This is a genomic window from Paenisporosarcina sp. NPDC076907 (assembly GCF_050269735.1).
Lineage (GTDB): Bacteria > Bacillota > Bacilli > Bacillales_A > Planococcaceae > Paenisporosarcina.
This window is the reverse complement of sequence record NZ_JBNNIX010000001.1, coordinates 220,957-235,500: the sequence shown is the minus strand read 5'-3', so window position 1 is coordinate 235,500 and position 14,544 is coordinate 220,957. Positions and strand designations below refer to the sequence as shown.

Sequence of the window (14,544 nt, the reverse complement as noted above, 5' to 3'; positions counted from 1 at the left end):
GCAAAAACCATCCCCTTATGGCCATTCATGTGCCGGGGATGGTTTTTTATTTTGGTACTAACTAGTGAATTTCTTCCTCATTATGTTTCTCTTCTAGCTTGATATCGCCATCGACCATTTTGTATACCTTGTCACAGTAACTGATCAGACGGGTATCGTGCGTGACGACGATGGTGGTTGTGTTTTTGTTTTTCGTTTCTCTTTGCAGCAGCTCCATTACTTCGTAAGCGCGGTCCGAGTCGAGAGAAGCTGTCGGTTCGTCTGCGAGTAAAATGGAGGGGTTGCTGTAAAGCGCTTTGGCAATCGCCACTCGTTGACGTTCCCCGCCGGATAAGTCAGCCGGGTACTTATGACGCAAGTCGCTGATGCCAAGGTCTTCATACAGTTGCTCAAGTTCTTGTTTCGTCATATTGCCTTTTTTCACGTTATCGAGCAACTTCATTTGATTGTTCACTGTCAGGAAAGGAACTAAGTTTGATGCCTGCAGAATGAAGCCAATTTCCTTCAGACGGATTTTGGAGCGTTTTTTCTCGCTCATATCGGTGATATTGTTTGCGTTAATGATGACATCGCCTTCACTTGGCGTCTGTAAACCACCCGCGATGGTAAGGAATGTACTTTTCCCCGATCCAGAAGGCCCGATAACGGCAATCAGTTCTCCTTTTTCCGCTGTGAACTGTGTTTCTTTCAATGCTTCCACTTTTTTATGTCCCGTGCCAAACGTTTTCTTCACGTTTTTCAATTCTAGAATCGCCATGAGTTAACCCCCTATCGCTTTCAATGGATCGATTTTCACAATAGTCAATACCGAGAATACCGCTCCTAAAATCGCCACAACAATGAGAACCAAACCATATAGAAGCATTGTCGGGATATCAAAGGATACCGGAACCGCTGCCGGCAGGAATGCACCTGTCAATATCGTCAGCCCAAAGCCTACTGCAACCCCAACCGCTGCAAGGATGAATGTCTGTGCAATGACTGAACGTGATAGATAGCCATTTGAAATTCCTTGCGCTTTCATAACGCCGAACAGACTGAGTTTTTGCACCGTCAATACATAAAGGAAAATGGCCACGATAACAGATGAAATGACAAATAAAAAGTAAATCATGAATGACAGCGTTAGATTTTGTACGGTATAACCTGGCAAGTTCTGAATGAATTCTTCCATTTCAATCGTTTCCAAGTCTTCATTGTCCGTAACGGATTTCAAATCATTTGTTCTCAGGACAACGCCGTTGATTTGGTCTTCATTTTGTTCCGCCGCTTCCCCGAATTTCACACGATGGAAAGTGGCCAGTTCTCCATAAAGTACAGGAGCTGCATTGAATCGTGCATCTTCTGTAAAGCCGACGATGGTCAATTTTTCATCGGTAGAGGACAGTTCCAGTTCATCTCCTAATTGAAAGCCTTCTTCTTTTAATGAATCACTCGCAATGACTTCGTTTTCACCGCTGAACTCTTCACCTTCCGTGACATCCGGCATAATGAATTCGTTTTTCTCAATACCGAAGATGGCAACATTCGCTTTGATGTCTCCTGAAGTTGCGATGGCATTCAACTGTCCAAGAACAGCGACTTCATCTGCTTCAATATCATCCAGTTGATCAAGCGTCATGGATGACTGAGGCATGCTTTTATCTGACTCACTTGTCAGGACAATGCCATCCCCTTGCCATTTGTCGACCGCTTCCCTATTCAAGTTTTCAAGCCCACTTGCCAATCCCGACAGGAAAAAGACGAGATAGGATACAAGCATTAAAACACCTGTAATCAACAGAAAGCGCAGTTTGTTCTTTTTGATTTCATTCCAAGCCAAAAACATCGTTTCACTTCCATTCTTTTGTATAATTTCATGTTTTGTAGTCTACATAATCAGTATGTTAAGTGAGATTGTTAAATACAAGTTATAAGCCTGACAAATGTGTCGGAAATGAATTCGCTTGTGTTATGGTAGAATAATCCATATATAATTTCCTAAAATTTCACGAGGGACGGTGATCGGGTGAAAAGACGTATTTTAATCGTATTTCTTGCCATTTCTGTAGTGGGACTTATTTTCAGTGTGTACGATCTGCTTCATGAGTCTAAGGCGAAGGCCTTGTCAGTAGCTTTTATAGAAGAAACTTATCAGTGTGAGAACGATATGAGAGCCATTATATATGGGAAAGACGATGAATATTATGCGGTTTCTGTTCGCTCAAATGATGACCTATCAAAATCATTCTATCTGAAAATACGTTTGTCCATGTGGTTTCAACTAGAAGAGATTTTGGATGCGACCGAATACAATGAGGCTTTTTCTTGCGAGGAGGACTAAGATGTTTAAAGATATGAAAATACGTGTTTTTGTTGGCTTGACGATTGTCTTTGCAGTAGGAGTGGAATGGATTTTATCCAGGTATGACATTCCTGAAATCTCCAAACGTATGATTTCAGATTTCGTTACGTTTGAAACAGTGGCTTTGTTGTTTTTTGGGTTTAATATGCATAATACACCTATACATAACGTTGTTTCCAAAGGCAGAGAGAAGATTTCGATTCTTTCCATCCTAGGGATTGCACTAATTTTCAATGTCTTTTCACTTACTTCATATTGGTTCTACATATATGTACAGGATTCGTTAGTTACTTTGAATCCCTTTGTCATTCTACCTCCGACTGGAAGTACTTTTTTGTTAATACTCATGATGATCACGTCGACGTTAACCCGCCCCATTTCTGAAGAATTTGTCTTTCGTGGCCTATTGTTGAACCGTCTAATTAAGAAAACAAATATGTGGAGCGGCATTTTAATTTCGAGCTTGATTTTTGCGTCTGTACATATGCATTTAGAAAAAATGATTGCTACTTTCCTATTTGGCGTTATTGCATCACTCCTATATTTAAAGACGAAAAGTTTATTCGTTCCGATTCTCCTCCACATTGTTCATAATGCGATTGTCTTTATTCAAACATCCATATTCCCTGCTTGGACCAAATCCCTTTTTCTTAGCAAATTCTGACGATATCCATGTCAACGCTGTCCTGAAAAGCACGTCTCTTGTGATTAGTTTACTATTAATGATTCTCATCATTTTGTATCTGGCAAGAAGCATATACTCCGATAGACGAAAAGTAGCCTCAAAATCACAGATAGAGGATTTTCCTCAGCAATCCGAAACCATTTCCTCCCAATAACGTATAGGTAAGTAGAGAAAGATAGGGGTTGAGAAAATGTTTGAAGAGATGAAGACGCGTCATTTTATTGGCTTGCTTATTCTGTTGAGCATAGTATTTGGGTTTATATTTGGAGTACTCTCCATTTTCATTCCAAATGGAGATGAATTTGTTGAAGCAGGAATCACACTCGTTTTGTATGTAGTAGCACCAGTTTTGTTCTTCCGGCACCATTTCCGAAAGCAGGGTCGGTCTGTTCGTGAAGTGGTATTTAAAGAAGGGGCGGTTGAATGGCTGCCAAGTTTACTTGGCATCGTTGTGATTTCCATCGCATTTTCTTTAAGTATATTTTGGCTACAGTTATTTGCTTTGTATCCTCTGTTCCCAGGTTTTGTAGATTTCCTGTTGGAACCCATTCCAATGCCGGAAAATCCGGTTTATTTAGGCATTATGCTGATTAGTATTGCCGTTATTGGTCCCATTGCAGAGGAATTTATCTTCCGTGGTGTTTTATTGCACCGGATGATGAAGAAAACGTCGATGTGGGGCGGCATCATCATTTCCAGCATTCTGTTTGGTATTTTGCATGCAGATGTGTTTGGCGCATTTATTTTTGGTGTCATAGCTTCTCTTCTATATATAAAGACACGCAATTTATTGATTCCGATTTTGATGCATATCATTAATAATTCGATTGCTGTCATTTGGATGTACGTGGCACCGACTTCGCCCAAATGGGGCATTATGAATAGCTCTGAGTTATATGAGAAAGCGTTGCCAAACGCAATTGTTCTCGTCATCAGTTCTATTTTAATAGGATGGGTTATTGTGCGATTAATGAAAGAGTTACCGAAGAAACCACATATAGAAGTAGCGTCAGAAGAAGGGGCTCAATGATGGAAGATCAACGAATAATTGTCCGTAACATTAAAAAGTTGCTCTTGGGGATTGGCTTGATGGTGTTGGTGATGATTTTAAACTTTCCTTTTCCCCATGCAGAGCCTTTTGTTGCAGGTAATATGTCGGCCATGAATATCCCGATCAAGGATAGGGATGGTTACATGTTTGGCGGAATCATTTTATTTTTCATTTTGATTGTTGGCATTTATCTAGTTGGGACTTCAATTGGGAAGTATCGAAAGCGTCTGGTGTTCCTGGCGATTATCCTCTACTTCTCATTGCCTTTCATTTTAATCAATGTTTATCAAAACACAGTCGCATCGGGTATTTACGCCATACATTATGAATTGGACTCCAGCCAATGTGCATTTGAGAAATTAGATGAGACTAAGATGAAAGTCCAGTGTCAGTTACCCTTTGAGAACTTTAGTGAGAAAACAACTAATTTTGACGTATCATTTGATGACCAAGCGTTCTTTGAAGAACGATTCAATGTGATTCCTTTGATTAATGAAAATGGACCCTATCCCGTTACACTTCAAGGCCATGAATCAAAGCTAGTGATTATACAAACCGAAGTGGAATTATCCAAATTAAAAGGTTTAACTGGTGGAACCGCGTATCAAGTACACATTGAAATATCACAAGGAAATAAATTGAGACGATTATAAAGGAGGGTGTTTAAGATGACATTTGGGAAAGCTGTTGCTGCATTCATTTCCGCGTGGCTCATCAGTAACTTTACGTATTTGCAATTAGAGTATTTCCAATACAATTTGTTCAGTGACGGTCAATTTGTTTGGGTATCGCTCTTCAAATTTGTGTTGGATATTCTACTGTTTGTTATTCTTTACGTCGGCATGTATTATTTGATTTCATTCATTCAAAGTTGGAGAATGCGAGCACGGTATGAAGCCGGTCAAAGAGAGCGTGCTAAAGAGAAAAAATCTTAACGGCAAGTGTTGAATATTCATTTGTTATCCTTTGAGCTATTCTCAACAAATATTTTTATAAAAACACAAAACGCGCATGAGTTCATGCACGTTTTGTGTTTTGTTATTTTAAACTAAGATTATTGACGTATAGTTTTTAATGCAGTTGACCAAGGAATAACTTGATCTAGCATTTGGTTGACGGAATCCGCTTGGACTGGAGCCGGTTTCAGTTCTGCTCCGTTTTCAAAGTCAGTGAATAAAGACAATGCAGGGTGTACGCGTACATCTGCTACCGATAATTCTCCTAGAATTCCACGTAAATGTTCTGCCGCACGAGCGCCTCCGACTGAACCGTATGAAACGATGCCGGCCGCTTTGTTGTTCCATTCCACGCGCAAATAATCCAATGCGTTTTTAAGTGCCCCAGTAATCGAGTGGTTGTATTCTTGTACGATGAAAACGAATCCGTCCTGCGCTGCGACTGCTTCAGACCACGCAGCTGCACCTGAAGCGTCTGCGCCACTTTCACCAAGTAGCGGCAATTTATAATCCGCGATGTCGATAATCGTATAGTTCGCGTCTCCGCGCTTATCTGCCAATTCCTTTACCCAGTTTCCTACTTGTGGGCTTAAGCGCCCTTCACGTGTTGAACCTAGAATAATTCCGATGTTTAATTTTGTCATTGTTGTTTCCTCCTCTTTTTTTGTTCCAAATAATCTATTGAAAATTCCCATTTTGTTCTTTCACCTCCCTACAAATACTCTTTATTAATCGTTAATGTACTGCGCACGGTGTCAATCGAACGTACCATTTGTTCAATCTGTACGCGTTTTGGTTCCAAGAATGGAGGCAAGGATAGTTTTTCTCCTACCGTTTCGTATGGCTCATCCCCCATAAAGCCTGGGCCGTCTGTTGCCCATTCAAAAAGAATTCCTTGTGCCACTCGAGCGTAAAGCGATTCAAAGAAGAAACGATCGACATAACCGGATGTGTTGAATCCGAATTGTTCCATGCGGTCGATCCATTCCTGTAAGACGTTGGTATCGGCCACACGGAATGCCGCATGGTGGATCGTACCGAACCCTTGGTGTCCTCGAGGGAGCAAGATGTTATGTTCCACAATCACTTGAGCCCCGTTACCGCCTTCTCCTACTTCGAAGAGATGGAAGGAACCTTCTTTTGCGATTTCGCGCATCAGCATCGCTTTTTCCAGTACTTCTTTCAACTGATCAAATTCTGCAACTCGGATGTGAATCGGACCCAAGCCCGTGATCGCGAATTCCAGTGGAACCGGACCATTTTGCCACGGTGTTCCTGAGGCTATCCCTTCGTTGTTCTCATCTGAAATCAACATGTATTGCTGATCATCAAAGTCCACGAACGAAATGGTTTTCTTGCCGAACACTTCTTGAATACCTTTGTGTTTCACTTCGTATTTATCGAAACGCTTCATCCAGTAATTCAAAGCTTCATCAGTTGGAACACGGAATGCAGTTTTATAAATTTCGTTCGTTCCATGTGTCCCTTTCTGGATGCCTGGAAAATCAAAAAACGTCATATCCGTACCCGCTGATCCTTTGTCATCTGCAAAGAACAAATGGTATGTCTTTATGTCATCCTGGTTCACTGTTTTCTTGACCAATCTCATACCTAATACATACGTGAAAAACTCATAGTTCTTTTCTGCACTGCTGGTAATCGCAGTTACATGATGGATTCCTTTTATTTCGTTCATTAAAAATCCGCTCCTTTTTAGATGATATATATTTATCTCGAATTCGAGATATATGATTAAAAAAATTTAAACTTCGATAATAAGCAGTTCCAAAGATGAAAATTCTGTTGGAATGAGCGCATTGCAGCTCCACTTTAGCATTTGCAGGCCACACAATGATGCTTATAGCTTTAAGATTAAGATTCGGCAATTCAAATTCAATTAATCTTGAATTAATTTATCTTTAATTCGAGATAATAATACCATACATTTATTTAAACGTAAACACTTTGACTTTAAATTGCTGAGAAACGTTAGGTGCTATGGTTGTCTGTATATCCAGTGTAGTATGCAATTTAAAGCGCCAAAAAAATTTTGGGTCTCGAAGCACTTGTATTCCACTCGGACACGTTTATAATTCAAAATATATCCACCTATTCTTTGAATTTTGACGGAGATTCTTATGAGACCTTATAACGAGAAAATCAGTATATACAACGGCATGGCTTCGACCGTTGCCATGAATTTTTCCAATAACTTTTTTCCGATATTTGCGATTACCATTCTGAATGCAACCAATTACCAAGTCGGGTTGATCAGTTCTTTGCCTCCACTGATAGCTCTGTTGATGACCATTCCTGCAGCCATACTGGTGAACCGAGCGCACGAATATAAAAAATTGGTGTCGCTGTCGATTGTCCTGGCACGCGTTATGTTTTTATTAATTGTCGTACTTGTTTACTTGCCTACCGAGTCTATGCAAGCATGGGCATTCCTCGGTATTATCGCCTTTATGAGCATACCGAATACGGTAGCGAATATCGGTTGGCAGACGTTAATCAGTGGCATGATTAATGAATCGCGGCGTGGCGAGTTCTTTAGTGACCGTAATCGTTTGCTGACAATGGTCGGTCTAGTATCCACTTTGCTTATCGGCATCGTGATGAAGGACTTTTCGGAGAACACCACAGCCTATCAAGTTTTATTCGCCATTGCTTTCGGCTTTGGCTTAGTCGAAGCCTTCCTGATGATGAAGCATAAAGAAAATCCTTCTATTGCGGAAGGACCGGTATTGAAAAAGAAATTGATGGATTGGTCCATTTTCAAGCATTCAAACTATGTATGGTTTTTAGTCGCAGCCTTGTTTTTCAATTTCGCTTGGCAAATGGCATGGGGAATTTTCAATATTTATCATGTACGTGTTGTTGGAGCGACGATTTTTTGGATCAGTATGTTTTCCGCGGGTAATATGTTGATGCAGATATTGACGTTCCCTCTATGGAAGAAATGGGCGGAGCGCAAATCGAATGTCCGTGTCTTCGTATGGGCAGCAATCGGGATGGCGACTACTCCCTTTTTAACGGTGTTATCAACCAATTTGTATTATTTAACTGCGGTCCAAACCCTATCTGGATTCTTCTTGTCCGGAGTCGTATTACTTTTGTTCAATCTGTTACTTGAACAATCACCCGAAGCAACTCGCACATACTGCATCACCACATACAACGTACTGCTAGCATTCATGGCATTTCTTGCACCACAAGTCGGTATCTGGCTGTTGAATATATGGGGAGTCGAAAATGCCATGTATCTGAACTCAGGCCTTAGACTGTTAAGTGCCGCATTGTTTTATGCCGTCTATGTCCGTTATGGAAGAACGCCTAAAACGACGATTTAATATGAGAGCAAATAACTAATGTAACCGCTAATCCTTAATTGCCACCCGTTCAGTTATCTAGTACGAAACCTAAATTAAACACAAAAAGAGCCCAAATTCGCATATGAATTGGGCTCTATTAAATGCCTAAGGCTTTCTTATTTTTGTTCATCATTTTAATACTTGGAGAGATACATCTAGAAGATATTTATTTCATTCTTTGTAAAATTAAATTTGAAGTTATTTGAGTGGTCTAATTTATAATTACAATTTCTCCTTCACCATTTGGAACTTCAAAACCATTCAGGTAAGAAGTTAGAAGTTCTTCAGAAATAGGGAACGAATTTGCATCAAAACTTTTATTACGTATCTTAAGTCGTTCACGTAAATCATTTGGATGAACTTTTAAATAGATAAGTTTCCATTTACCGCCAGAATCCTCTATAAGTTTTTTATATTGGTTCCTTCTTACTCGATCCCAAAAACTGAAGTCAATTACCACCTGTTGTTTATCGTGAATTAACTTTATTAAACGGTTGCGTAATTTTCTTTCTGCATCTTTCCTGTATTCCTCAAATTTACCCATTGGGAAATCAATCCCCCAACGACCATTAGTGGCCCATATTTCTTCATCAATAGAAAGACGTACAAAACCTTCCTTTTCTAATAATTGTGAAAAAGTAGTTTTCCCAGAACCAGCCACTCCACACATCATCACCACTAAAGGAGTTACATCATTTCGTTCACTATGAATTAAGTCAAAATTGAATTTTTCAAACATCTGTATTCTCCTACACTTTTTGATGTGAATTCCTACATTCCCTTAAGTTAATATTCAATCGAATTTTTACTAAACTAACTTGTTAGTTGAATAACAAAAGAGCTTTTTGTACCAGTAAACTGAACGGGTTATCATAAGTGAATTAGCGATTTTTTTGAGCTTACTGCTGTTAGCTAAATCCTCATCTGGCGATCTACAATAATTAAAATAAATTTCTTACTATACGAATGAGCAGTCTCGGGATAAAGGTGAGGATACCTATAATAATCTCAGCTAGGATCGAATCTCGAATCTCCCTGTTCATCTGTCTTAAAAAACCATCTTCTTTTTTCCTTGGATTGTTCTTCATTCTTTTCCCCTCTGTATCTTTCTTCATGACTTAAAAACTGACTATTGTATGTTGCTGTGCCAATTTATCCGCAAGTTTAATATTGTGCTTTAAATAAACAGGCAAATCTTGATGATTCATGATTTCTTCGGTTGTCATCCACAAAACTTCATCCACTTCATCCGGGCTCTTAGCAAACGCTTCGCCCGATTGGTGATCGCAAAGAAACACGATGTCGACAACATTCTCTCTTGAATCCGTAACAAAGGATGAACTATTTACATACCTAAGATTGGCAACCTCAATGCCCACTTCTTCCGCAATTTCTCTTATTAGTGTTCTTTCTAAAATGTCTGTAGAGACGCCTTCTTTGTCAACCTGTCCGCCAACCAGAGACAGTTCTCCACCAGCGTGTTCTTCTTTCTCGCTGCGTCTGATTAACAGCCACTTTTCGTTGTGATAGATTGCACCCTCGACATTTACAATAAACATACTATTTCCTCCATGTGTTCAACATTTTCGTTCTTAAAATCTTCGATATGATTCTCACGAGTAATATTGATACTTTCACTCATCCTTATACTTACTCATCAACAAAATTTCCTCTCCCGGCAACTTCGTCCACTCTTCTAGGGATACGTCTGGATTCTCTTTTTGGAAGCTCTCCATTATTTGATAGCCAATTTTATAATTGGACCATTGTGGAAGTCCTTTAGCAGGGTTTCCATTAAAGAATTCATACCACAGTTCTAGATCCGTGGAATCTCGATTTTCCATAAAAAGCTTCCAGGCTTGTTCTTTAGCAGGACCTGCCAATGGTTCAATCCAAGGTACCTCAACATTAGGATAGATCATCTTCGCGAAGGCATCTGCCTTCCCCTCCATTACACTTCTATCTAACACGGAGTATACGCCAGCCTGCTCCAATGCGACACCATGATGATACTCGTGGGCAACTGTATACTTTAAGTGCTCTTCTAGAAATTCAGGATCAATTAGAATGATAATCGTGTTTTTGTTCCAGACCTCCCCTGACACATAACTCATGACTTTCAAAAATTCTTTCATTTCAGGAATAGCAGGCATTACATAGACGGACTTGTTCCCGCCTGGAAGTTGTTCAGCAGATTCTTTTAACGCCTCAGCAATCAACTCATTGATGCGTTCCTGTTTGTCGACTAAAGCATCCATTGACTTCTCCAAAGCCTTTATGTCAGTGGGTGGAGTGAACATCCAATGATTAATATACGAATACCCGTGCACGACTCTGAATGCCTCAACGACCGATTGTCGATATAGCTCATCTACCTTTTCGGGCTGTTTTTTCGCACTTTCTAGGAAATCTTCAAACTCTTGATAATAGGTGTGGATTTTAAACTCCTGTCCTTTATGCTCAAAGACAACCGGTGTTTGAAACTTCGTTTCTTTTGGATGTGCTACTTTTTCAGTTTCATTGGAACAACTAACTAGGGTGAGTAAAAGGCTGAATATCATGAAGATGCACGTCAATTTTTTCAAAGTAAATTCCTCCGATGGATGGGGTTAAAATGACCACGTACACACCTGATTTGTGTTATTTACTTATACGGATAAAAAGTAAAAAAGTTCCAATGTTTTTTGATTCACCTCAAACAAAAAGCACCCCAATCGGAGTGCGATTTCTTCAAGTTTTATTACGATTCCTTCGATCCACTAGGAATTCTTGTATTGTTAAATTGTCTTTCCTGTTCTGCCAGGATATCGTTGTCTTCCGCGTTATCACGCGTAACTTTTTGAGTAAGGATTGCACCGACTGCGACCAAAATCATCACTGCGATATAATACCCTTTTTCGTTTAATTGTAAGTTGTCTGCATTATATAGACCGATTGCGAACATGACTACTCCTGCAAAGAATGTAAAATACGCCAGGACGGTAAAGGCTACCGTATTGCGTCTTCTGTATTTTGTTGGATACATAAAATCCCCTTCTTTTCTCTATATTTACTTTTTATTATATAGGATATGAGTGGAATTTTTAGGTATTTCATAATAAATAATTGTATTTTCACATTTTTCAGACCAGTGTAATTGTGTAAGTAAAAACAAAGACAGAAGAAAGGGCTTGATGCCTTTCTTCTGCCTTATATACGTTTGAATCTGAAACATTTGATGGATGGCTAGACGACAAAATTGAATTGGTAAATCCCTTGATACTGATTAAGTAACTCATCCAATTCTTGGCTGCACACAACAACGCTTGGATGGCTCATGCCTAAGTGTTTTGCTTTCTTATACATTTCTCTTTTTTTACAGTTAATCTGCTTTAGTGTCACGTTCGTTTTACCCATAGGTTGCGTCTTCATATTTCCCTTCCTCCATACCCATATGATTTTGAGAGCACATAGTTGTAGCAGTCAGTCAGAAAAGCGTTTTAAACACAGGGCTTCGGTTGTCTAATAAGCATGTTTGCAGAAGGGGTTTTCCCTTTTAGGTTACACCATTTACTATACATTTCAATTATATAACGGCTATTTCTTGAAATCAATATATGGTATTAATTTTATTTTTCGACACAACATATTGTGCAAATAAGTCATTTTTCTCAAAAAGAAACCACAGAAAGCTGAATTGCTTCTTGTGGCATTCGGCTTACTCTTCATCCTCCAAACTTAAGCCTTTTACATGTTTACGATTAAGCTGTTTCTTTACTTTACGATACGTTTTAGATTTAAAAATGATATCGTAATCATAGTTTTCCGGATAAAGTTCACTGCCTTTAATGTGCAGCTGTAAACGTTTATGGTTGAAGGCTTTCTTATCACCTTTCACTTGCACAATGTAGTTCCCATTGCTGTCGGGCCCTTTATACACAATGCCCGTCTCACTCGTGGCAGTGATCGTCACATTGTCCCCTTGTTCAAACTGCGCTACTTTTTCTTCAATGACTTCCTTTTGCAGTTTCGTTTTTCTTGCATATTTATTTGTCGTGATTTGCTGCACGTAGTGGAGGTCCTTCAAATCCACTTCATTTGCAGTTTGAATAGTTGACGGCTCACCTTTATACGATATGTCTTGCGCTTTTCGGATCAACTGCGGGTGTAATCCGAGCTTCAATGCAATATCAAACGCCTGACTTTTTCCGCTTTGCCCAAGCAACAAACGATACGTAGGACGCAACGTCTCGAGATCGAATTCCATCGAACCATTCACAAACCCATCTTTTCGGTCGGCAAAATCTTTCATTTCACTGTAATGGGTCGTCGCAAACAACGTCGCCCCTTTTTCAAACAACTGCTCCAGGATAACGATGGCCAATGCCATCCCTTCACTCGGATCCGTTCCTGAGCCAAGCTCATCTAGCAGAACGAGTGACTGATTATCGGTTTTCTTCAAGATGTCGATGATATTCAAAAGGCGTGAACTGAATGTACTTAAATTTGCTTCAATGCTTTGGCCATCACCTATATCCACATAAATTCGATGGAAAAGGTGAAGACTGCTTCCCTTTTCTGCTGGAATGTACAAGCCTGTCTGAGCCATCATGGTCAGTAGTCCGATGGTTTTGAGCGTGACGGTTTTCCCCCCTGTATTCGGGCCCGTAATGACCAGTGCCCGATCGTTCTCCCCGAAATGGATGGACAAAGGAACGGCATTGCCTTTTAGCATAGGATGCCTAGCCCCATTCAAATAAATGATATAGTCTTCATTCAACATCGGACGTTCCCCATCAATGGAGACACTGTACTTCGCTTTCGCAAAAATGATGTCGTAATGATGCATCGTGTCCATCGCAATACTGATGGCCAGTTCCTGTTCCAGAAACTTTTCGGTCAGTTCATACAAGATTTTCTCCACTTCGTGCTCTTCCGCAATTCTTAGATAGTCAATCGATTCTTGCATCTCTTCCAACTCTTTCGGCTCCATGAATAAAGTAGCCCCCGATGCGGATGAATCAATCACCGTTCCTTTTACTTTCGATCGATACTCTCTTTTAACGGCAAACACGTATCGACCATTTCTTTCTGAAACCATCGCTTCCTGTAAATAAGGTGCAAACGTCTTTGACTTCACCATCGTTTGAGCTCGTTCCTTTACTTTAGCCAGTTGCATCGACAACTGTCTTCGAACGGTCGAAAGTTCTTTTGTGGCATAATCGTCTACTTGCCCGTGTTTCAAACAACGTGTGAGTTCCGCTTCCAAGTCGTTTAAGTCTCCGATTGATTCAGCATACAAATGAATAGTCGGTGCAGCATACTGTTTATCCTTCATAAAGCGCTTCAATTTATTGCAGTGATCCAGGAAAGAAAGTACGCGGGTAAATTGATCTGCCCGAATGTATAATCCTTTCTTTGCTTGTTCGATATATTGCTCCATGTCGTTCAATGTATGAATCGGCACACTGGCACTGATTTTCATAATTTGGAGTGCTTCATGCACTTCACTTAATGCATGTTCGATGCTTTTCTTATTCGTTGTTGGTCGCATTCCTTCAATTGAGTTCTTCGCCCGCTCCGTAATCGCAAAGCTCCCAACTTCCTGTAAAATCTCCTGATATCCCAATACATCAATGGTTTGTTGATTCATTTTTTTCGTCCTCCCTATTTTCAAACAAAAAAGCCGACATGAAAACACTCATGACGGCTTAGAAGATGTTTCTAATAATGGAGCCCCTGATCTGCGCACAAAAATGGCTTTGTTTGACAAAAATCAAACGAACGACCGTTTTTAGACACAAAAAAAGCGATGACAAATACATGCCATAGCTGGGATACCCCATTCTTCTTTGCTATGATGCTTGTTCTTAACAATTCTTGAAAAGCGCATACTGAATAAACCAAGTAATTCTTGGTTTTTTACTGCTTTCAAGACCGTATTAAAATGACGGTTTAGTTAAGAACTCCCACACTCATAAACAAACTCCTCTTTTGGATCTTTCTTCTTTAACACATTCAGAATATGCGAATGTCAGAATTTTGTCAATAATAGCATACCATTTTGGAAGGACTTTTCATCCATTTCTAGAATACCCTAATGGAAAGATACTATAATTAAACTTTTCATTCTTCCAGCATATCAATCTTCACTG

The 14,544-nt window shown here is 39.8% G+C and carries 16 protein-coding genes; 6 read left to right on the top strand and 10 right to left on the bottom strand.

Annotation, left to right across the window (positions count from 1 at the left end; genetic code table 11):
- Positions 1 to 61: 61 nt before the first annotated feature.
- Together ACQKEV_RS01205 and ACQKEV_RS01200 are read right to left on the bottom strand one after the other, a co-directional pair.
- Entirely contained in the window at positions 62 to 757 is a 696-nt protein-coding gene (locus tag ACQKEV_RS01205; RefSeq protein WP_427442584.1) for an ABC transporter ATP-binding protein, read from the bottom strand.
- A gap of 3 nt (positions 758 to 760) precedes the next feature.
- Positions 761 to 1,828, bottom strand: a complete 1,068-nt coding sequence (locus ACQKEV_RS01200; RefSeq protein ID WP_427442582.1) for an ABC transporter permease — start codon at positions 1,826 to 1,828, stop codon at positions 761 to 763.
- 180 nt (positions 1,829 to 2,008) lie between these two features.
- On the opposite strand from ACQKEV_RS01200, the gene ACQKEV_RS01195 reads away from it, so the two are divergent.
- From ACQKEV_RS01195 to ACQKEV_RS01175, 5 genes are all read left to right on the top strand, one after another.
- Positions 2,009 to 2,323: a hypothetical protein gene (locus ACQKEV_RS01195; RefSeq protein ID WP_427442580.1), complete on the top strand. Its 315-nt coding sequence runs from the start codon at positions 2,009 to 2,011 to the stop codon at positions 2,321 to 2,323.
- Between the two features lies 1 nt (position 2,324).
- Positions 2,325 to 3,008 (top strand): CPBP family intramembrane glutamic endopeptidase, encoded by a 684-nt coding sequence (locus ACQKEV_RS01190; RefSeq protein ID WP_427442578.1) that lies wholly within the window; start codon positions 2,325 to 2,327, stop codon positions 3,006 to 3,008.
- 211 nt (positions 3,009 to 3,219) lie between these two features.
- On the top strand, positions 3,220 to 4,059 hold the full coding sequence (locus ACQKEV_RS01185) for a CPBP family glutamic-type intramembrane protease (protein WP_427442576.1): 840 nt from the start codon (positions 3,220 to 3,222) through the stop codon (positions 4,057 to 4,059).
- The gene (locus tag ACQKEV_RS01180) at positions 4,059 to 4,733 is read left to right on the top strand and encodes a hypothetical protein (RefSeq protein WP_427442574.1); all 675 of its coding nucleotides are present in this window, start codon (positions 4,059 to 4,061) and stop codon (positions 4,731 to 4,733) included. The genes ACQKEV_RS01185 and ACQKEV_RS01180 overlap by 1 nt, the downstream gene beginning before the upstream one ends.
- Before the next feature lie 15 nt (positions 4,734 to 4,748).
- A complete protein-coding gene (locus tag ACQKEV_RS01175) occupies positions 4,749 to 5,015 on the top strand; it encodes a hypothetical protein (RefSeq protein WP_427442572.1) in 267 nt (88 codons plus the stop codon).
- Positions 5,016 to 5,134: 119 nt separating this feature from the next.
- On the opposite strand, the gene ACQKEV_RS01170 is transcribed toward ACQKEV_RS01175, so the two are convergent.
- On the bottom strand, positions 5,135 to 5,731 hold the full coding sequence (locus ACQKEV_RS01170; protein ID WP_427442570.1) for an NADPH-dependent FMN reductase: 597 nt from the start codon (positions 5,729 to 5,731) through the stop codon (positions 5,135 to 5,137).
- A gap of 17 nt (positions 5,732 to 5,748) precedes the next feature.
- Positions 5,749 to 6,732: a ring-cleaving dioxygenase gene (locus ACQKEV_RS01165; protein WP_427442568.1), complete on the bottom strand. Its 984-nt coding sequence runs from the start codon at positions 6,730 to 6,732 to the stop codon at positions 5,749 to 5,751.
- 442 nt (positions 6,733 to 7,174) lie between these two features.
- On the opposite strand from ACQKEV_RS01165, the gene ACQKEV_RS01160 reads away from it, so the two are divergent.
- Positions 7,175 to 8,389 carry an MFS transporter gene (locus ACQKEV_RS01160; protein WP_427442566.1) on the top strand — a complete coding sequence of 405 codons (1,215 nt, stop codon included), beginning with the start codon at positions 7,175 to 7,177 and terminating at the stop codon, positions 8,387 to 8,389.
- A 232-nt stretch (positions 8,390 to 8,621) separates the two neighbouring features.
- On the opposite strand, the gene ACQKEV_RS01155 is transcribed toward ACQKEV_RS01160, so the two are convergent.
- From ACQKEV_RS01155 to ACQKEV_RS01130, 6 genes are all read right to left on the bottom strand, one after another.
- A complete protein-coding gene (locus ACQKEV_RS01155; protein WP_427442564.1) occupies positions 8,622 to 9,149 on the bottom strand; it encodes an AAA family ATPase in 528 nt (175 codons plus the stop codon).
- A gap of 379 nt (positions 9,150 to 9,528) precedes the next feature.
- Complete coding sequence (locus ACQKEV_RS01150) at positions 9,529 to 9,969, bottom strand: NUDIX hydrolase (protein ID WP_427442562.1); 441 nt, start codon at positions 9,967 to 9,969, stop codon at positions 9,529 to 9,531.
- A 75-nt stretch (positions 9,970 to 10,044) separates the two neighbouring features.
- Positions 10,045 to 10,995 carry a DUF2268 domain-containing protein gene (locus ACQKEV_RS01145; protein WP_427442560.1) on the bottom strand — a complete coding sequence of 317 codons (951 nt, stop codon included), beginning with the start codon at positions 10,993 to 10,995 and terminating at the stop codon, positions 10,045 to 10,047.
- Positions 10,996 to 11,150: 155 nt separating this feature from the next.
- Positions 11,151 to 11,435 (bottom strand): YiaA/YiaB family inner membrane protein, encoded by a 285-nt coding sequence (locus ACQKEV_RS01140; protein WP_016428722.1) that lies wholly within the window; start codon positions 11,433 to 11,435, stop codon positions 11,151 to 11,153.
- Positions 11,436 to 11,635: 200 nt separating this feature from the next.
- Entirely contained in the window at positions 11,636 to 11,821 is a 186-nt protein-coding gene (locus ACQKEV_RS01135) for a Spo0E family sporulation regulatory protein-aspartic acid phosphatase (protein WP_427442557.1), read from the bottom strand.
- 286 nt (positions 11,822 to 12,107) lie between these two features.
- Positions 12,108 to 14,042, bottom strand: coding sequence for an endonuclease MutS2 (locus ACQKEV_RS01130; protein WP_427442555.1), 1,935 nt, complete (start codon positions 14,040 to 14,042; stop codon positions 12,108 to 12,110).
- Between the last annotated feature and the right edge of the window lie 502 nt (positions 14,043 to 14,544).

Coding starts and splice junctions, on each gene's coding strand:
- ACQKEV_RS01205 (WP_427442584.1), bottom strand. CDS start 757: ATGGCGATTCTAGAATTGAAAAACGTGAAGAAAACGTTTGGCACGGGA.
- ACQKEV_RS01200 (WP_427442582.1), bottom strand. CDS start 1,828: ATGTTTTTGGCTTGGAATGAAATCAAAAAGAACAAACTGCGCTTTCTG.
- ACQKEV_RS01190 (WP_427442578.1), top strand. CDS start 2,325: ATGTTTAAAGATATGAAAATACGTGTTTTTGTTGGCTTGACGATTGTC.
- ACQKEV_RS01185 (WP_427442576.1), top strand. CDS start 3,220: ATGTTTGAAGAGATGAAGACGCGTCATTTTATTGGCTTGCTTATTCTG.
- ACQKEV_RS01180 (WP_427442574.1), top strand. CDS start 4,059: ATGGAAGATCAACGAATAATTGTCCGTAACATTAAAAAGTTGCTCTTG.
- ACQKEV_RS01175 (WP_427442572.1), top strand. CDS start 4,749: ATGACATTTGGGAAAGCTGTTGCTGCATTCATTTCCGCGTGGCTCATC.
- ACQKEV_RS01170 (WP_427442570.1), bottom strand. CDS start 5,731: ATGGGAATTTTCAATAGATTATTTGGAACAAAAAAAGAGGAGGAAACA.
- ACQKEV_RS01165 (WP_427442568.1), bottom strand. CDS start 6,732: ATGAACGAAATAAAAGGAATCCATCATGTAACTGCGATTACCAGCAGT.
- ACQKEV_RS01160 (WP_427442566.1), top strand. CDS start 7,175: ATGAGACCTTATAACGAGAAAATCAGTATATACAACGGCATGGCTTCG.
- ACQKEV_RS01155 (WP_427442564.1), bottom strand. CDS start 9,149: ATGTTTGAAAAATTCAATTTTGACTTAATTCATAGTGAACGAAATGAT.
- ACQKEV_RS01150 (WP_427442562.1), bottom strand. CDS start 9,969: ATGTTTATTGTAAATGTCGAGGGTGCAATCTATCACAACGAAAAGTGG.
- ACQKEV_RS01140 (WP_016428722.1), bottom strand. CDS start 11,435: ATGTATCCAACAAAATACAGAAGACGCAATACGGTAGCCTTTACCGTC.
- ACQKEV_RS01135 (WP_427442557.1), bottom strand. CDS start 11,821: ATGAAGACGCAACCTATGGGTAAAACGAACGTGACACTAAAGCAGATT.
- ACQKEV_RS01130 (WP_427442555.1), bottom strand. CDS start 14,042: ATGAATCAACAAACCATTGATGTATTGGGATATCAGGAGATTTTACAG.